Origin of the sequence: Rathayibacter sp. RFBD1, from assembly GCF_002932915.1 — a bacterium.
Taxonomy (GTDB): Bacteria; Actinomycetota; Actinomycetes; order Actinomycetales; family Microbacteriaceae; genus Rathayibacter.
The window spans coordinates 53,541-69,826 of record NZ_PSWQ01000019.1; the positions used below are offsets into that span (position 1 = coordinate 53,541).

The window sequence follows — 16,286 nt, forward strand, 5'->3', positions numbered from 1 at the left end:
TTCGTGTCGCGTGTCGGACGGTGGGGGAGCCGCAGACGACGCTGCCGCCGCCCTGGAGGGGACGGCGGCAGCGTGCGGTGCAGGAGGAGGCTCAGGAGAGGCGCTCGCCCGACTCCGCGTCGAAGATGTGCACACGGTGGTTCGCGGTCACGTACACGCGGTCGCCCGCGGTCGGGTGCACGCGGCCGTCGACGCGCGCGACGATGTCGGTGCGGCGGCCCTCGACCTCGGTGTGGCCGTAGAGGTAGCCGTCCGAGCCGAGCTCCTCGATGAGGTCGACCTCGATCGGCAGTCCGCCGGGCTGGGTCGAGACGGTGACGTCCTCGGGTCGCACGCCGAGCGTGACGACCTTCTGGCTCGTCTTCGCGAGCGCCTCGCGGGCGATCGGGAGGACGGTGTCGCCGAACTTGACGCCGCCGTCGGTGACGTCCGCGTGGAACAGGTTCATCGCGGGCGAGCCGATGAAGCCGGCCACGAAGACGTTTTTCGGGTTCTCGTACAGGTCGCGGGGCGAGCCGACCTGCTGGAGGAGGCCGTCCTTGAGGACCGCGATGCGGTCGCCCATGGTGAGCGCCTCGGTCTGGTCGTGGGTGACGTAGACCGTGGTGATGCCCAGGCGGCGCTGGAGCGTGCCGATCTGGGTGCGGGTGGACACGCGGAGCTTGGCGTCGAGGTTCGACAGCGGCTCGTCCATGAGGAACACCTGGGGCTTGCGGACGATGGCGCGGCCCATCGCGACGCGCTGGCGCTGGCCACCGGAGAGCGCCTTCGGCTTGCGGTTCAGGTAGGGCTCGAGGTCGAGCATCTTCGCGGCCTCGAGGACCCGCGCGGCGCGCTCGTCCTTGTTGACGCCGGCGATCTTGAGCGCGAAGCCCATGTTCTCGGCGACCGACATGTGCGGGTACAGCGCGTAGTTCTGGAAGACCATCGCGATGTCGCGGTCCTTCGGCGGAACGTCCGTGACGTTGCGGTCGCCGATGAGGATGCGGCCCTCGTTGACCTCTTCGAGGCCGGCGAGCATGCGCAGGGAGGTGGACTTGCCGCAGCCGGAGGGGCCGACGAGGACGAGGAACTCGCCGTCGCCCACCTCGAGGTTGAGCTTGTCGACGGAGGCGCGAGTGGCCCCGGGGTAGACGCGGGACGCGTGGTCGAAAGTTACGGACGCCATTGTTCTTGCTCCTTCACCGGCAGGTACGTGCCGGACGATCCGAGTGAATGGAAGTGATGGTCATCATCGCGTGGGCGACTCCGACCAACCGTCACAGTATGCCACGGGGCCGACAGTCGTCGGTCGGGCACCGCGTATCCGTCGTTTGGAGGTTTCCCAGGGCTCGCGCGTAGGATTCCGGCGAGTCGCGCCCGGCGACCCCCTTCTTCCCCTCTCTCATTCGGAGCGTTCTTGTCATGACCACCGGCGGAGCCAACGACCGTCTCTCGAAGAACCAGCGACGAGAGGCCGCCCGAGAGAAGGCGCGCCGCCTGCGCGAGCAGCAGAAGCGCCGCGACCGCGTGAGCCGCTTCGCCCTGCAGGGCGGGCTCGCCGCCGTCGTGATCGCGGTCGTCGTGATCGTGGTCTTCGCCGTCACCTCGAGCATCCGCCCCGCGGGCCCGGGCCCGGCGAACATGGCGAGCGACGGTGTCGTCATCGGCGAGAACATGGTCGCGCAGACGAGCGGTGCCGTCGCCGCCGACGGGACGCCCACCCCCAGCGCGCTCGACACCTCGGCCGGCACGGTCGACATCCGGGTCTACCTCGACTACCTCTGCCCCTACTGCGGCCAGTTCGAGAAGACCAACGGCGACCAGATCAAGGAGTGGGTGACCAGCGGTGCCGCGACGGTCGAGATCCACCCGATCGCCATCCTCACGACCCGCTCCAACGGAACCAAGTACTCGGAGCGCTCGGCCAACGCCGCCGCGTGCGTCGCGGACCGCTCGCCCGACTCGTTCTTCGACTTCAACTCCCTGCTGTTCGCCAACCAGCCGGCGGAGGGGACCGACGGACTCTCGGACGACCAGTTGAAGGACTACGCCTCGCAGGCCGGCGTCGAGGACACGGCCGCCGTGAACACCTGCATCGACGACCAGAGCTTCGTGAGCTGGGTCCGCGCCGCGACCGAGCGCGCCACATCGGGTCCGCTGCCCGGCACGGACGTGCCCGCTGTCACGGGCACCCCGACCGTCCTGGTCAACGGCGAGGCGTACTCGGGCTCGCTGACCGACCCGGACGCCTTCAGCTCCTTCGTGCTCTCGGCCGCCGCCGACTCCTACTCGTCGGCGACTCCCGCGCCCACCTCCTCCGAGACCCCGGCGCCGAGTGACACGCCCGCCTCGACCGAGGCCCCCGCGTCGACCGAGACCCCCGCTCCCAGCGACGCCCCGGTCTCCACCGAGGCTCCGGCCTCCTCCGAGCCCACTCCGGCCGCCGCGGGCTGAGCCCCGGACGCGCAGGAGCCCCGCGCATGAAGAAGGCCCCGACCGCACACAGCGGTCGGGGCCTTCTTCTCTCCTGAGCCGACGACGGGACTTGAACCCGTAACCGCCCGATTACAAGTCGGGTGCGCTACCAATTGCGCCACGTCGGCAGGTGCGCTCGCGCGCCCGGCCACCCTATCGCGGGCCCCGGATCCGCCCGGATCGGGGCCCACCGCGTCTCACGGTTCGAGGATGCTGAGGTGCCGCTCTGCGGGAGCGGGACGCGTGGGGCCGCCGATCTTCCCGTCGGGACGGCCGACGTAGAGCCAGCCGAGCAGCTCCTCGCCCTTCTCGAGGCGATGCGCCTTCCGCACGGCCTTGTCGCGCGTGTAGGAGCCGGTGCGCCAGAAGACACCCCAGCCCGCCTCGTCGAGCAGCAGGCTCAGGAGGTGGGCGACGCCCGAGGCGACGGCCTCCTGCTCCCAGGCCGGCACCTTCGACTTCTTGACGCTCACCACGACGGCCAGCAGCAGGGAGGCGCGGTGCGTCTTCTCGATGTACTTCCGCGGGTCCTTCTTCGCCCCCGAGGCGACCGCGAAGCTGCGGCCGACCCGGTCGCGGGCGGCGCCGCGGATCTCGATGACCCGCCACGGGCGCAGCGAGCTGTGATCGGCGAGACGCGACGCCGCCGAGACGAACGCCGCGATCTCGTCGTGCCCCGGAGCCTCCGGCGTCACCTTCGAGCGCGATCGGCGCGCGAGGACGGCCTCGAGCACGGGGGAGGAGGACACGGTCACTCGCCCTCGGCCTGGAAGTTCAGGGCGATCGAGTTCATGCAGTAGCGGTCGCCGGTGGGCGTGCCGAAGCCGTCGGGGAAGACGTGTCCCAGGTGGGATCCGCAGTTCGCGCAGCGGACCTCGGTGCGGACCATGCCGAGGGTGCTGTCCTCGATCAGCTGGACCGCGTCCGGGTTCACGGACTCGTAGAAGCTCGGCCAGCCGCAGCCGGAGTCGAACTTGGTGCCGCTCTTGAAGAGCTCGGCGCTGCAGGCGGCACAGGTGTAGAGGCCGGAGCGGTGCTCGTCGAGCAGCTCGCCGGTCCACGGGCGCTCGGTGGCCGCTTCGCGCAGGACCGCGTACTGGTCGCGGTCGAGCTCCTCGCGCCACTCGGCGTCGGACTTGTTCACGGAATACGACGACATGGGTCTCCCTCGGAATCCTCGTCAGTGTACGGGGGCGGTCGCGCCCCTCCACCTGGTCCAACCCCCGGGGCGACGGCTCCATTCCGCCTCCGCGGGCTGTGGAGGAGACTCCCCGCCTCCATGCCGCGACGCGGTCACGAGCCGTTCGGAGCGCCTCCCCGGCGGTGGCATCGCGCCTGCCTACCCTGGGGGGATGAGCAGGACGACGGACCCGAGGCCGGGCACCGGTCTGTCCGAGCGCGAGCTGCGGGTGCTCGCCTTCGAGCGCGAGTGGACGGCCCGCTCCGGGGACAAGGACGACGCGATCCGCTCCCAGTTCGGACTGTCGGCCGCCCGCTACTATCAGGTGCTCAGCGCGGTGCTCGCCTCTCCGGCCGCCCTCGCGCACGACCCGATGCTCGTCACGCGGCTGCAGCGCATCCGCGACCAGCGCGCCGGCGCCCGCGCCTCGCGACGCCTCGGGCGCCTCGAGTAGACGAGCTGCTCGAGTCCACCAACGGAAGGCCGGCCGTACCCCCGATGTCGAACACGCACCCGAGAGACCGCTTCGACGAGGTCCCGGCGACGGAGGCGCGCGTCGGCGCCCACCGCCGGCCGCCGGCCCCTCACGCCCGCGCGGTCGCCCTCGCCTGGGCCGCGCTCGCCACCGGAGTCATCGTCCTGCTCGGCTTCATCGGGCTGCTGGTCATCGACGACCGGGTGCAGTTCACGGACGTCTTCACTCCGCCGACCGCGACCGCGGAGGCGACCCCGACCGCCGCCGCGACGCTCGATCCCGAGCTCGCCGTCGCCGTCCTCAACGGCACCGCCACCGTCGGACTCGCCGCCAGCGCCGGCGACACCCTGACGACGGCCGGATGGAGCGTCCCGACCGTCGCGAACGCGAACACCGAGGACATCGCCGCCACGACCGTCTACTTCAGCGACCCGGCGCTCGAGGGAGCGGCCCTCGGTCTCGTCGACTCGCTCGGAACGGGGACCGTCCTGCTCTCGCAGGACTTCGTCGAGACGGGCTCCGTCGTCGTGGTCCTGGGGGCCGATTACGCCTCCGAGCAGGGCTGATCGGGGCCCTCTGTTACGGGCACGTTTCCTCCGTGTTGAATCCCGGGCAACTCTTCCCCGCGAGGCCCTTTCCAGCCCCTCCCGGGGCCGATAGCCGGATTAGTATTCCTGACCAGGCACCAGCACATCGCTCGTGCCGCGGGCATCACAGCACTGGGGAGTACAGAGATGGCGAACGGAACCGTCAAGTGGTTCAACGCTGAGAAGGGCTACGGCTTCATCACGGTCGACGGCGGCGGACAGGACGTCTTCGTCCACTACTCCGCGATCGACATGTCGGGGTACAAGGTCCTCGAGGAGGGGCAGCAGGTCGCGTTCGAGGTCGGCACGGGGTCGAAGGGCCCCCAGGCCGAATCGGTCCGCCCGGCCTGACCGCCGAGCCTCCCGGGAGCCGTCGTCCGCCTCGTGCGGGCGGCGGCTCCTTCGTGTCGGAGCGCGTGCCGGTCGCTTGCACTCGTCCACCGCGAGTGCCAGAATCGACCTTGGCACTCGCTCCGGTCGAGTGCCAGCACAGACATTTCACGACGTCCGGGAGGGACGAGAAACACACATGGCCAAGATCATTGCTTTTGACGAAGAAGCCCGCCGCGGCCTCGAGCGTGGACTCAACACTCTGGCCGACGCGGTCAAGGTGACCCTCGGCCCGCGCGGCCGCAACGTCGTCCTCGAGAAGAAGTGGGGCGCTCCCACCATCACGAACGACGGCGTCTCCATCGCCAAGGAGATCGAACTCGACGAGCCGTACGAGAAGATCGGCGCCGAGCTCGTCAAGGAGGTCGCCAAGAAGACCGACGACGTCGCCGGCGACGGAACCACCACCGCGACCGTCCTCGCTCAGGCGCTCGTCCGCGAGGGCCTGCGCAACGTCGCGGCCGGCGCCGACCCGATCAGCCTCAAGAAGGGCATCGAGAAGGCCGTCAAGGCCGTCACCGCCGAGCTCATCGCCGGCGCGAAGGCGATCGAGACCAAGGAGGAGATCGCGGCGACCGCCTCCATCTCCGCCGCGGACCCCGAGATCGGCGCGATCATCGCCGAGGCGATCGACAAGGTCGGCAAGGAGGGAGTCGTCACCGTCGAGGAGTCGAACACCTTCGGCACCGAGCTCGAGCTCACCGAGGGCATGCGCTTCGACAAGGGCTACCTGTCGCAGTACTTCGTGACCGACCCCGACCGCCAGGAGGCGGTGTTCGAGGACCCCTACATCCTCATCGTCAACTCCAAGGTCTCGAACATCAAGGACCTGCTCCCGGTCGTCGACAAGGTGATCCAGGCGGGCAAGCAGCTGCTGATCATCGCCGAGGACGTCGACGGCGAGGCGCTGGCGACCCTGGTCGTCAACAAGATCCGCGGCATCTTCAAGTCGGTCGCCGTCAAGGCCCCCGGCTTCGGCGACCGCCGCAAGGCGCAGCTCCAGGACATCGCGATCCTCACCGGCGGCCAGGTCATCTCCGAGGAGGTCGGCCTCAAGCTCGAGAACGTCACCCTCGACCTGCTCGGCTCGGCCCGCAAGGTCGTCATCACCAAGGACGAGACCACGATCGTCGAGGGTGCCGGCGACGCCGAGGCCATCGCCGGCCGCGTCGCGCAGATCCGCGGCGAGATCGAGAACACCGACAGCGACTACGACCGCGAGAAGCTCCAGGAGCGCCTCGCGAAGCTCGCCGGCGGCGTCGCGGTCATCAAGGCCGGAGCGGCGACCGAGGTCGAGCTCAAGGAGCGCAAGCACCGCATCGAGGACGCCGTCCGCAACGCGAAGGCCGCCGTCGAGGAGGGCATCGTCGCCGGTGGTGGCGTCGCCCTCATCCAGGCCGGCAAGCTCGCCTTCGAGAAGCTCGAGCTCGTCGGAGACGAGGCGACCGGCGCGAACATCGTCAAGGTCGCCATCGACGCCCCGCTCAAGCAGATCGCCCTCAACGCGGGCATGGAGCCCGGCGTCGTCGCTGCGAAGGTCCGCGAGCTGCCCACCGGACACGGCCTCAACGCCGCGACCGGCGAGTACGTCGACCTCATCGCCGCGGGCATCATCGACCCGGTCAAGGTCACGCGCTCCGCTCTGCAGAACGCGGCGTCGATCGCCGGTCTCTTCCTCACCACGGAGGCCGTCGTCGCCGACAAGCCCGAGAAGAACCCGGTCGCCGCGGGCGGCGACCCCACCGGAGGCATGGACTTCTAGTCCGGCCCCCCACCACGCAGAAGGCGGTTCCCCTCCGGGGGAGCCGCCTTCGGCGTTTGCGGAGGCATCTGAGCGAGCAGCAGGCGACCGAACCGGCAGGTGGTCCTGGATCCGCTCCGCGACCGCGACGGCGGTCCTCCTGCGGTGGCACCGCCCTCCGCGCCGCCTCGGTCTCCTCAGCGGACACCGGCACCAGAAGCGCGTGGAGTGCGCCGGTGCGGGTCGCGACGTCCGGGGTCGGGGCGGAGATGTCGTCGGCCGAACGGATGCGGACGCGACTCCGCAGGATCCGGCGACGCGGCACCCGTCGAGCGTCGGGTCTCATCTCCAGCGGTCCGGGCGGGCTCGCCGCCCGTTGGTCCCCAAGAGGAGAGAGTGAGCCGTGCGCGGCCGTGCGGGCCGGGTCGGCGAGGTCACGGTCGCTCGAGCGGATCGATCTGTGCCGCTCGCGGACGTCGACGGGAGACCTCGGACCGAAGGGGCCCCCGAGGTAAGACGGACCGCGGTGCGGATCAGACCGAGGCGGGGGAGGTCTCGCCGTTCTGGCCGACCGTGAGCAGCGGCAGCGCGACGCGGAACGTCGCGCCTCCGCCCGGCGTCTCGACGACGTCCACGCGGCCCTTGTGCGCGGCGACGATCGAGGACACGATCGCCAGCCCGAGGCCGCTGCCGCCGGTCTCGCGGGTCCGCGAGGTGTCCGCACGCCAGAAGCGCTGGAAGATCTTCTCGCGGATCTGCGGCGGGATGCCCTCGCCGTGATCGATGACCTCCAGGAGTGCGAGGCGGCGGGAGCGGTCGACGGCGACGCCGATCTCGATCGGAGTGTCCTCGGGCGTGTAGCGGACGGCGTTGCCGATCAGGTTCGTCAGGACCTGGCGGATCTTGTTCTCCTCCGCCATCACCATCGCCGGCACGCCCGGCTCCTCGGGGGCGGTGGCGGTGCCGGCGGCGATCTCCTCGGCGTTGACCCGTCGCGGACGCCGGCGGAATCGGGCGAGCCTCGCTCCTGCAGCGGCGATCGGGCCGGTGAGCCCGGGGTTCGTCAGCTCCATGGTCTGCGTGGCGGAGGCGCCGGCCTCGTCGGGCTCGAGCGCGGGCGTCTCCACGGGGGTGTCGTCGCGGGTCTCGACGCCGAAGTCGCGGTCGGGCCAGGAGGCCATCGCGTCCATCGCGGCGTCGCGGGCGAGCGGCATCAGATCGACGGGCGCGAGTGCGAGAGGCTTCGTCTCGTCGAGGCGGGCGAGCTCGAGGAGGTCCTCGACCAGGCCGCCCATCCGGATCGCCTCCTTCTCGATGCGCTCCATCGCCTGGCCGACGGCCTCGGGCGTCTGCAGAGCGCCCATCCGGTACAGCTCGGCGTAGCCGCGGACGGAGACCAGCGGGGTGCGCAGCTCGTGGCTGGCGTCGCCGACGAAGCGGCGCATCTGGTCGATCGTGCGGGCGCGGTCGCGGAAGGCGGAGTCGATCCGCCCGAGCATCGCGTTCAGGGAGCGGTTGAGGCGCCCGACCTCGGTGTTGGGCGTCGTGCCGTCCAGACGCTGGCTGAAGTCGCCGTCCGCGATGGCGGCGGCGGTCTGCTCGACCTCGCGCAGCGGGGCGAAGGTGGTGGTGACCAGCAGGCGGGTGAGGAGTGCGCCGATCACGACGATCGCGACTCCGAAGCCGAGGAAGATCGTGAGGTACGTCGTCATGATGACGTCGACGCTGCGGGTCGACACCGCGAGCAGGAGCGTCTGGTACTCGGTGCCCCTCGTGAACACCGTCGACATGACGTGGTACTCGACCTTGCCGTTGGAGCTCCAGATCTCCATCGGCTTGTCGCCGCCCTGCAGCGCCTGCTCGAGGGTGAAGGTCTGCGGGAAGGCAGGATCGGCCGCGCCGGACGCGTTCGTGTTGTCGAGCGTGCCGTACTGGTCGTAGACGGCGCCGAAGTCGGCCTTGGACTCATCGATCGCGGCGAGGTCGTTGACGGAGAGGTCGCTCGCCGTCCGCTGGACCTGGTCGGCCAGCTGCGCGTCGAGCTGGGCGACGAGCTGCGGCTTCAGCATCGTCATCGTCCCGATCCCCGAGACGAGGAGTCCCAGCGTGAGCAGGAGGACCGTGACCGCGGTGATCTTGGTGCGCAACGAGATGGAGTTCCACCGCTCGGCCAGACCCTGGTGCATGGCGGTGGAACTCCCTCGGGATCGGCGGGCGCCGCGCCTCCGGCGGGAGGTGGCGCCGAGGTGGCGGAGGCTAGGCCTTCGCGACCTTCAGCATGTATCCGAATCCTCGCTTGGTCTGGATGAGCGATTCCTCCGAATGCGTGTCGAGCTTACGTCGCAGGTACGAGATGTAGGACTCGACGATGCCCGCATCGCCGTTGAAGTCGTACTCCCAGACGTGGTCGAGGATCTGCGCCTTGCTGAGCACCCGGTTCGGGTTGAGCATCAGGTAGCGGAGCAGCTTGAACTCGGTGGGGCTGAGCTCCACCGGCTCGTCGCCGACGAGGACCTCGTGCGTGTCCTGGTCCATCGTCAGCTCGCCGGCCCGGATGACCGCGTCCTCCTCGGCGTGCATGGTGCGGCGGAGGATCGCCTTGATGCGCGCGACGATCTCGTCGAGGCTGAACGGCTTCGTGACGTAGTCGTCACCGCCGACGGTGAGGCCCGTGATCTTGTCCTCGGTGTCGTCCTTCGCCGTGAGGAAGAGGATGGGGGAGGTGTACCCGGCCGAGCGGAGGCGCTTGGTCACGCCGAACCCGTTCATGTCGGGGAGCATCACGTCGAGGATGATCAGGTCCGGCTCCTCCTCGAGGACCGCCGAGATGGCCTGGGCCCCGTTGCCGACCGCACGCACGGCGAAGCCGGCGAAGCGGAGGCTCGTGGTGAGCAGGTCTCTGATGTTGGGCTCGTCGTCGACGATGAGAATGCGGGGTCCGTCCATGCAGGACAGTATCTGGCCGTCGGCTGTACGGAGTCTGGGAGTCGGTTGTCCGGGCGCTCGGTGTCGGCTCGGCGGCGGGGAACGCCGGATCGGAGGCGGTGCGGCAGGAGGAGAGCGCGTCCGATCAGGACTGCGCGCGGCGGCGCCGGACCCCCACGATGAGCATCGCGATCATCATGAGGAACGCGATGGGCAGGCCCACCAGCGGCACGGCGAAGACGAACTGCCAGAACGGGCCGGCGTACTCGCGGATCCCGAGCGCGGGGGCGACCAGGATCGCGAGGAACGCGAGGACCGTCACGACGATGATCGCGATGAACATGTAGGCGAGCGTGCGCTCCGCGCGTCCGACGCCCGCCGGCTCCTGTGGCTTCACCCGTCAAGGATAGGGCGGCCCCGGTCGACTAAACTGATGGCTGCTTCATTTCCAGGAGGGGTCTGCATGCCTACCGGCAAGGTCAAGTTCTACGACGAGGAGAAGGGCTTCGGCTTCATCAGCACTGATGACGGCCAGGAGGTCTTCCTGCACGCTTCCGCGCTGCCCTCCGGGACCGCGGTCAAGGCCGGCACCCGACTCGAGTTCGGCATCGCCGACGGCAAGCGCGGGGCGCAGGCGCTCTCGGCGCGCGTCCTCGACGCCCCGCCGAGCCTGGTGAAGCTCAACCGGAAGTCCGCGGACGACATGTCCGTGATCGTGGAGGACACGGTCAAGCTGCTCGACGGGATCGGCGCGGGGCTCAAGCGCGGCCGCTACCCCGACAAGGCGCACGGGCGCACGATCGCGGCGCTCCTGCGCCGGGTTGCGGACGAGCTGGATGCCTGACGCCGACGGCACGACCGACGAGCAGGGCCCGGTCGAGGAGACCGTCGCCGCTCCGACCCCGGAGGACGCTCGCGTGGAGCAGTCCTCGGGAGAGGGCGACTCCGGCGAGCCGGACACGACTCCTGCCGAGGAGGACTCCTCCGCCGAGGACGCGAGCGGAGCCGACGAGGAGATCGCCGCTGACGAGGCGGCTCCTGTCGACGAGGCACCCTCCGGCGAGGGTGAGAGCGACGCCGCCCTCCCGGTGACCGAGGCTCCTGGCGAGGACTCCGCCTCTGCGGAGGAGACTCCTCCGGCCGACGATGTCGCCGCTGAGGCGGGGGCTCCCGGCGCGGACACGGCTTCTGCTGCAGTGCCGACTCCTGCTGAGGACGCGGCCCTTGCTGACGATGCGGTTCCTGCTGACGACGCGGGAACACCTGAGGGCTCGGCTCCTGCTCAGGACATGGCTCCTGCTGACGACTTGACTCCTGCTGAGGATGCGGCTCCTGCTGAGGACGGGGCTCCTGCTGAGGATGCGACTTCTGCCGAGGATTCCGGCCCCGTCGCCGACGACCGTTCCGAGGCCGACGACGACGCTTCCCCGGGGGAGGCGGACGAGGCCGCTGCGGACGAGGCTCCCGAGCCCGTCTACGAGGCGGACGCCGTGCTCGCGGGGTCTCTCGATGTCGCTCGCGCCGCGCTCGCCGAGATCGCCCCCGAGGGGACGATCGGCGAGCTGGTCACGACTCTGGCGCAGGGCGAGCACGTCGTGTCGCTGCAGTTCGCGAACCTCATGCGCGGGTACCCGGGTTGGCTGTGGACGGCGACGCTCTCCCGGATCGACGAGAACGAGGACGTGAACGTCCTGGAGGTCGAGCTGCTGCCGGGCGAGGGCGCGGTCCTCGCTCCGGACTGGGTGCCGTGGTCCGTGCGTCTGGCCGATTACCAGACCGCGCAGGACGCGCTCGGCGAGGAGGTCGAGGACGCGGACGACGACGAGCTCGAGGACGCCGAGGAAGACGACCTCGACGACGAGTCGGACGACGACTCCGACGAGGACGAGGACGCAGGCGACGACGACGACTCGGATGACGACGACGACTCGGAGGACGATTCCGACGACGACGACTCGGACGATGAGGACTCGGACGAGGACGACTCCGACGACCCGGACGATGACTCCGACGACGAGGACTCCGACGACGTCGAGCACGAGCCCGCTCCCGCCCCGACGACCCGTCGCCGTCGACGTCGCCGCTGATCCGGTCCGGCGCCGCCCGATGAGCATCGACTCCGACACCCGCATCGCCTATCCCGACGGCGCCGTGCGCTCCTCCGGGCGCGTGCAGCACGTGGGCCGGCTGGAGGACGGCCGCTGGGCGGTCGTCCTCGATGCGACCTCCGCTCACCCCGTCGACCCGACCTGGCCCGACCAGGGGCCCGACCGCGGCGCGCTGGTCGTGGCGGGGGAGCGGCATCCCCTCATCGACTGCCGCATCGGGGCGTGGCAGGGCGGCGAGCTGCACGTCGGCGAGCGGCTCCCGGCGCGGCTCGGCACTCCGGAGTGGAGCTTCGTCGTCGTCCACATCGTCGACGACGCCTCCTCACTCCACGTGGACGACGAGGTCGACGTCGAGGTCGACGCGGAGCACCGGCACGAGCTCTCCCGTGGGCACACCGCCTGCCACCTCGCCTCCCTCGCCCTGAACGCCGCTCTGGCCTCGTTCTGGTCGAAGCCGGCGCGCACCGACGCTCTCGGGAACCCGGACTTCGACCAGGCGGCGATCCAGACCTCGCGGATCCGCGAGTCCGGCTCCACCGACGTCTACCGCCTCGGCAAGTCCCTCCGACGCAGCGGAATGGACACCGCCCGCCTACTGGCGGAGATCCTCGAGGTGCAGGAGCGGGTGAACGCCCTCCTCGCCGAGTGGATCGCCTCGGACGCGGAAGTGTTCATCGAGCGCGGTGACGACCTCCTCAGCACGCGGCGGACATGGCGTTGCACCCTCCCCGCGGGGGACGCCGCGATCGCGTGCGGCGGCACCCACGTCGAGCGCCTCGGCGAGTTCACCGGCCTGCGCGTCCGTCTCGAGCCCGAGGCCGACGGCACCGGACTCCGGATGGAGACCGACGCGGTCTAGCGTCGGTTGCGGCTGTAGAACAGCCCGATCGTGCCGAGGACCAGTCCGATCACGACGGTCGACAGAACGACCGGCTCGATGACGGCTCCGACGGCCGTCGCCACGAGCACGGCCACGAGCGCGACCGCCCAGACGACGCACCCGACCAGCAGAGCCGTCGCGTCGTCGCTCGCGTAGGGCGGCGGCGCGGGCCGCCGCTCCTCCTCGCGCAGCCACAGCCGCATGGCGTGCCTCAGACCGCCAGGCGCTCGAGGACGTGGTCGATGCAGCCGAGCAGCGAGCGGACGTCGTCCGGCTCGATCGCGACGAACGTCGCCACGCGCAGCTGGTTGCGGCCGAGCTTGCGGTACGGCTCCGTGTCGACGATCCCGTTCGCGCGGAGGATCTTCGCGACGAGAGCGGCATCGACGGAGGCGTCGAAGTCGACGGTCGCGACGACCTGGGAGCGGTGCTCGGGCACCTCGACGAACGGGGTGGCGAGGCTCGAGGCCTCGGCCCAGTCGTAGATCGCGGAGGAGGACTCGGCCGTGCGCGCCGACGCCCAGGCCAGGCCGCCCGAGGCGTTCATCCACTCGAGCTGCGACTCCATCAGCAGGAGGGTCGAGAGCGCCGGAGTGTTCAGCGTCTGGTTCAGGCGCGAGTTGTCGACGGCGTTCTTGAGGCTGAGGAACTCGGGGATGTAGCGGCCGCTCGCCGCGATGCGCTCGATCCGCTCGATCGCGGCGGGGGAGAAGAGGCCGAACCAGAGTCCGCCGTCGGAGGCGAAGTTCTTCTGCGGGGCGAAGTAGTAGACGTCGGCCTCGGCGATGTCGACGTCGATGCCGCCCGCCGCGCTGGTGGCGTCGATGACGGTGAGCGCGCCCTCGTCGCCGCGGACCCGGCGGACCGGGGCCATCACTCCGGTGCTCGTCTCGTTGTGGGGCCACGCGTACACGTCGATCCCCTCGACGATCTCGACCTCGCTCCGGGACCCCGCGGTGGCGGAGACGACATGGGCCGGCTCGAGGAACGGCGCGGAGGCGGCGGCCGCGAACTTCTGTCCGAACTCGCCGAACGTGAGGTTCTCGGCGCGGCGCTCGATGAGGGAGAAGGCCGCGGCGTCCCAGAAGGCGGTCGAGCCGCCGTTGCCCAGCAGGACCTCGTATCCCTCGGGGATGCGGAACAGCGAGGCGAGGTGCTCGCGCACGCGCCCGACGAGGTCCTTGACGGGCGCCTGGCGGTGCGAGGTCCCGAGGAGGTGCGCGCCCTGCGTCGCGAGGTGGGCGAGCTGGTCGTGCCGCACCTTGGACGGGCCGCAGCCGAACCGTCCGTCGTGGGGGAGCAGCTCGCGAGGAATGGTGAGGTCCGGCATGCGTTAATACTAGGGTTCCCGGCCCGCACCCCTCCTCCGAGCGACGGAGGCCTGAGTCGCGCCGCAGCGCCGATGCTGCGTCGTGGCGACCACTAGGGTGGAGCGCGCCGAGACGGGAAGGCTGAGATGACGGATCTGATCGACACCACCGAGATGTACCTGCGCACCATCCTCGAGCTCGAGGAGGAGAACATCATCCCGCTGCGCGCGCGCATCTCGGAGCGGCTCAGCCACTCCGGGCCGACCGTGTCGCAGACCGTCGGTCGCATGGAGCGCGACGGCCTCGTCGTCGTCTCGGGCGACCGCCACCTCGAGCTCACCTCCGACGGCCGCCGCAAGGCGATCCACGTCATGCGCAAGCACCGCCTCGCCGAGCGGCTCCTCCACGACGTCATCAAGCTCGACTGGGAGTTCGTGCACGAGGAGGCCTGCCGCTGGGAGCACGTGATGAGCGAGCAGGTCGAGCGCCGTCTCCTCGAGATGCTCGACCACCCGACGGAGTCGCCCTACGGCAATCCGATCCCGGGCCTGGACGAGCTCGGCGACACCCCCGCCTCCCGCTTCGCCGACGGCGTCATCAGCCTGCCGCGCTTCGTCGCGGGGTCGAGCGAGCCCCGCCGCGGCGTCGTCCGGCGCCTCGGCGAGCCGGCGCAGGTCGATCCGGAGCTCCTCCTCCAGCTCAAGCAGGCCGGGGTCGTCCCCGGTGCCGAGGGCGAGTTCTCAGCCCTCAACGGCTACGTGCTCGCTCGCATCGACGGCGCCGAGGCGGGCATCGAGCTGCCGAACGAGGTCGCGGCGCACATCTTCCTCGTCGTCTGACCCGCGTCTCCCTGGGAGCGGCCCGTACGGGCCCTTACCGCATCAGGTGATCGGAGGCGAACGGGAGAGCGGTCTCTTCCCGCCGAGAAGGTGACAAATCGGTAACGGTCGCTTACGCTCTGTGGAGCCCTGCGGCCGAGCCTCGGTCCCAGGGCGCGGGATCCGACGCCCCCACACCCGTCTCGGATCCTGTGCACACCGATGCTTCGTGCATGAGACGGGACAGCTGCCTGGGCTGAGGGGACGTCGGAGGATCTCCCCCTTGCCCCAGAACCCCCTCACCCCGAACGAGGACGCCGGCTCACCCGACCGGTTCCGCTCCAACCACCCCGACCGCTCCGGCGACGCGACCTTCGAGAACCGGCCCCCGGTCATCCGCGCCCGGATCCACGGGGACGCACCCGTCTCCCGTCGCGCCGTTCCCGCAGCTCCTGCCCGCCGCGCGGACATCACCGACTTCGTGCCGTCGCCGGCCGGGACCCCGCGCAAGCGCCGAGGCCGTGTCGTCGGCAAGGTCGCGATGGTCGGCTTCGCCGGCGCGCTGGTCGCGACCATGGCGCTCCCCGCCTACGCCTTCACTCCGGGCAGTCAGGACGACGGCCTGTTCGCGGCGTCGCGAGCCGATCTCCTCCGCCAGGGCTCCGCGCAGACCGTCGCCGTCGACGGCGGAGTGGTGCAGGCCGCGATCGCTCGAGACGGCTTCTCGGCCGAGGCGGCGCCCCCGCCGCCCGCACCGGAGCCCGAGCCCGTCGTGGTCGCCGAGCCCGTTGTCGACACGAGCGACGTCGCCGAGGCGCGCGCCGAGACCGCCGAGGAGTTCAACTCCTACTCCGGCGCCTCGGCCAGCGAGATCGCGGCCGCCGCCCCGACCACCAGCTACAGCCTCTCGGCGGTGTTCAACACGGCGATGCAGTACCAGGGCGTGCCCTACGTCTTCGGCGGAGCCGACCCGAGCGGCTTCGACTGCTCCGGCTTCGTGATGTACGTCTTCGCCCAGTACGGCATCTCGATGCCCCACTCGGCCGCGGGCCAGGGCGCCATGGGCACCCCCGTCTCGCTCGCCGACGCGCAGCCCGGCGACCTCGTCATCATGGACGGCCACGACGGCTTCTACGCGGGCAACGGCAACATCCTGCACGCGCCGTACGAGGGCGCGAGCGTCCGCGTGCAGCCGCTGTGGACCTCCGACTACCGGATCGTGCGCATCAACGGCTGACCCGGTCTGTCCGCTCGAGAGCCCGTCCCCTCCTGGAGGGGGCGGGCTCTCGTCGTCCCGCCGTGTGAACGCCGCGTGACGAATCCGGACCGACCCCTGGTGTTCCGGGCGTGAAGGGTTAACCTGAACCCCAGTCCGTTCGCGTGGCGAGCGGATCGATTCGTCGAGGGACGGAGTG

The 16,286-nt window shown here is 70.5% G+C and carries 18 protein-coding genes and 1 tRNA gene; 10 read left to right on the forward strand and 9 right to left on the reverse strand.

The features are described from left to right. Positions 1 to 91 precede the first annotated feature (91 nt). On the reverse strand, positions 92 to 1,168 hold the full coding sequence (locus tag C5D50_RS08625) for an ABC transporter ATP-binding protein (protein ID WP_104283279.1): 1,077 nt from the start codon (positions 1,166 to 1,168) through the stop codon (positions 92 to 94). A 236-nt stretch (positions 1,169 to 1,404) separates the two neighbouring features. Between C5D50_RS08625 and C5D50_RS08630 the strand changes: the two genes are divergently transcribed. Continuing rightward, positions 1,405 to 2,436: a thioredoxin domain-containing protein gene (locus tag C5D50_RS08630; protein WP_104283280.1), complete on the forward strand. Its 1,032-nt coding sequence runs from the start codon at positions 1,405 to 1,407 to the stop codon at positions 2,434 to 2,436. Positions 2,437 to 2,512: 76 nt separating this feature from the next. Here C5D50_RS08630 and C5D50_RS08635 read toward each other — a convergent pair. From C5D50_RS08635 to msrB, 3 genes are all read right to left on the reverse strand, one after another. Beyond that, a tRNA-Thr gene (locus C5D50_RS08635) sits at positions 2,513 to 2,585 on the reverse strand. Positions 2,586 to 2,654: 69 nt separating this feature from the next. Continuing rightward, the gene (locus C5D50_RS08640) at positions 2,655 to 3,212 is read right to left on the reverse strand and encodes a nitroreductase family protein (RefSeq protein WP_104283281.1); all 558 of its coding nucleotides are present in this window, start codon (positions 3,210 to 3,212) and stop codon (positions 2,655 to 2,657) included. After that, the gene (gene msrB / locus C5D50_RS08645; RefSeq protein WP_104224596.1) at positions 3,209 to 3,616 is read right to left on the reverse strand and encodes a peptide-methionine (R)-S-oxide reductase MsrB; all 408 of its coding nucleotides are present in this window, start codon (positions 3,614 to 3,616) and stop codon (positions 3,209 to 3,211) included. The genes C5D50_RS08640 and msrB overlap by 4 nt, the downstream gene beginning before the upstream one ends. Before the next feature lie 193 nt (positions 3,617 to 3,809). Here msrB and C5D50_RS08650 point away from each other — a divergent pair, with 193 nt between their 5' ends. The 4 genes from C5D50_RS08650 (at position 3,810) to groL (ending at position 6,851) form a co-directional block, all read left to right on the forward strand. Then, positions 3,810 to 4,091: a DUF3263 domain-containing protein gene (locus tag C5D50_RS08650; protein ID WP_104224597.1), complete on the forward strand. Its 282-nt coding sequence runs from the start codon at positions 3,810 to 3,812 to the stop codon at positions 4,089 to 4,091. A gap of 44 nt (positions 4,092 to 4,135) precedes the next feature. Continuing rightward, positions 4,136 to 4,678, forward strand: coding sequence for a LytR C-terminal domain-containing protein (locus tag C5D50_RS08655; RefSeq protein WP_104283282.1), 543 nt, complete (start codon positions 4,136 to 4,138; stop codon positions 4,676 to 4,678). A gap of 168 nt (positions 4,679 to 4,846) precedes the next feature. Then, a complete protein-coding gene (locus C5D50_RS08660; RefSeq protein ID WP_104224599.1) occupies positions 4,847 to 5,050 on the forward strand; it encodes a cold-shock protein in 204 nt (67 codons plus the stop codon). A gap of 178 nt (positions 5,051 to 5,228) precedes the next feature. Next, positions 5,229 to 6,851, forward strand: coding sequence for a chaperonin GroEL (groL, locus tag C5D50_RS08665; RefSeq protein WP_104224600.1), 1,623 nt, complete (start codon positions 5,229 to 5,231; stop codon positions 6,849 to 6,851). A gap of 512 nt (positions 6,852 to 7,363) precedes the next feature. On the opposite strand, the gene C5D50_RS08670 is transcribed toward groL, so the two are convergent. From C5D50_RS08670 to C5D50_RS08680, 3 genes are all read right to left on the reverse strand, one after another. Further along, positions 7,364 to 9,016 (reverse strand): HAMP domain-containing sensor histidine kinase, encoded by a 1,653-nt coding sequence (locus C5D50_RS08670; protein ID WP_104224601.1) that lies wholly within the window; start codon positions 9,014 to 9,016, stop codon positions 7,364 to 7,366. A gap of 70 nt (positions 9,017 to 9,086) precedes the next feature. Then, a complete protein-coding gene (locus C5D50_RS08675; RefSeq protein WP_055787731.1) occupies positions 9,087 to 9,776 on the reverse strand; it encodes a response regulator transcription factor in 690 nt (229 codons plus the stop codon). A gap of 124 nt (positions 9,777 to 9,900) precedes the next feature. Next, positions 9,901 to 10,152, reverse strand: coding sequence for a hypothetical protein (locus tag C5D50_RS08680; protein WP_244229474.1), 252 nt, complete (start codon positions 10,150 to 10,152; stop codon positions 9,901 to 9,903). A 66-nt stretch (positions 10,153 to 10,218) separates the two neighbouring features. Here C5D50_RS08680 and C5D50_RS08685 point away from each other — a divergent pair, with 66 nt between their 5' ends. The 3 genes from C5D50_RS08685 to C5D50_RS08695 are packed head-to-tail and all read left to right on the forward strand — an operon-like array spanning position 10,219 to position 12,722. After that, positions 10,219 to 10,599: a cold-shock protein gene (locus C5D50_RS08685; protein ID WP_104224602.1), complete on the forward strand. Its 381-nt coding sequence runs from the start codon at positions 10,219 to 10,221 to the stop codon at positions 10,597 to 10,599. Next, a complete protein-coding gene (locus tag C5D50_RS16860) occupies positions 10,592 to 11,842 on the forward strand; it encodes a DUF3027 domain-containing protein (protein WP_258069585.1) in 1,251 nt (416 codons plus the stop codon). Before C5D50_RS08685 ends, C5D50_RS16860 begins: the two co-directional genes overlap by 8 nt. Positions 11,843 to 11,861: 19 nt before the next feature. Beyond that, positions 11,862 to 12,722 carry a metal-dependent hydrolase gene (locus C5D50_RS08695; protein ID WP_104283285.1) on the forward strand — a complete coding sequence of 287 codons (861 nt, stop codon included), beginning with the start codon at positions 11,862 to 11,864 and terminating at the stop codon, positions 12,720 to 12,722. Here the strand turns inward: C5D50_RS08695 and C5D50_RS08700 are convergent. Next, the gene (locus C5D50_RS08700) at positions 12,719 to 12,946 is read right to left on the reverse strand and encodes a DUF2530 domain-containing protein (RefSeq protein ID WP_104224604.1); all 228 of its coding nucleotides are present in this window, start codon (positions 12,944 to 12,946) and stop codon (positions 12,719 to 12,721) included. The two genes, C5D50_RS08695 and C5D50_RS08700, sit on opposite strands and share 4 nt — an antisense overlap. Before the next feature lie 8 nt (positions 12,947 to 12,954). Beyond that, positions 12,955 to 14,073, reverse strand: a complete 1,119-nt coding sequence (gene serC / locus C5D50_RS08705; protein WP_104283283.1) for a phosphoserine transaminase — start codon at positions 14,071 to 14,073, stop codon at positions 12,955 to 12,957. A 126-nt stretch (positions 14,074 to 14,199) separates the two neighbouring features. Between serC and C5D50_RS08710 the strand changes: the two genes are divergently transcribed. Continuing rightward, the gene (locus C5D50_RS08710; RefSeq protein ID WP_104224606.1) at positions 14,200 to 14,892 is read left to right on the forward strand and encodes a metal-dependent transcriptional regulator; all 693 of its coding nucleotides are present in this window, start codon (positions 14,200 to 14,202) and stop codon (positions 14,890 to 14,892) included. A 262-nt stretch (positions 14,893 to 15,154) separates the two neighbouring features. Beyond that, positions 15,155 to 16,108, forward strand: coding sequence for a C40 family peptidase (locus tag C5D50_RS16700; protein ID WP_244229473.1), 954 nt, complete (start codon positions 15,155 to 15,157; stop codon positions 16,106 to 16,108). Positions 16,109 to 16,286 lie beyond the last annotated feature (178 nt).

Coding starts and splice junctions, on each gene's coding strand:
- C5D50_RS08670 (WP_104224601.1), bottom strand. CDS start 9,016: ATGCACCAGGGTCTGGCCGAGCGGTGGAACTCCATCTCGTTGCGCACC.
- C5D50_RS08710 (WP_104224606.1), top strand. CDS start 14,200: ATGACGGATCTGATCGACACCACCGAGATGTACCTGCGCACCATCCTC.
- C5D50_RS08660 (WP_104224599.1), top strand. CDS start 4,847: ATGGCGAACGGAACCGTCAAGTGGTTCAACGCTGAGAAGGGCTACGGC.
- msrB (WP_104224596.1), bottom strand. CDS start 3,616: ATGTCGTCGTATTCCGTGAACAAGTCCGACGCCGAGTGGCGCGAGGAG.
- C5D50_RS08650 (WP_104224597.1), top strand. CDS start 3,810: ATGAGCAGGACGACGGACCCGAGGCCGGGCACCGGTCTGTCCGAGCGC.
- C5D50_RS16860 (WP_258069585.1), top strand. CDS start 10,592: ATGCCTGACGCCGACGGCACGACCGACGAGCAGGGCCCGGTCGAGGAG.
- C5D50_RS08625 (WP_104283279.1), bottom strand. CDS start 1,168: ATGGCGTCCGTAACTTTCGACCACGCGTCCCGCGTCTACCCCGGGGCC.
- C5D50_RS08630 (WP_104283280.1), top strand. CDS start 1,405: ATGACCACCGGCGGAGCCAACGACCGTCTCTCGAAGAACCAGCGACGA.
- groL (WP_104224600.1), top strand. CDS start 5,229: ATGGCCAAGATCATTGCTTTTGACGAAGAAGCCCGCCGCGGCCTCGAG.
- C5D50_RS08675 (WP_055787731.1), bottom strand. CDS start 9,776: ATGGACGGACCCCGCATTCTCATCGTCGACGACGAGCCCAACATCAGA.
- C5D50_RS08700 (WP_104224604.1), bottom strand. CDS start 12,946: ATGCGGCTGTGGCTGCGCGAGGAGGAGCGGCGGCCCGCGCCGCCGCCC.
- C5D50_RS08695 (WP_104283285.1), top strand. CDS start 11,862: ATGAGCATCGACTCCGACACCCGCATCGCCTATCCCGACGGCGCCGTG.
- C5D50_RS08685 (WP_104224602.1), top strand. CDS start 10,219: ATGCCTACCGGCAAGGTCAAGTTCTACGACGAGGAGAAGGGCTTCGGC.
- serC (WP_104283283.1), bottom strand. CDS start 14,073: ATGCCGGACCTCACCATTCCTCGCGAGCTGCTCCCCCACGACGGACGG.
- C5D50_RS08655 (WP_104283282.1), top strand. CDS start 4,136: ATGTCGAACACGCACCCGAGAGACCGCTTCGACGAGGTCCCGGCGACG.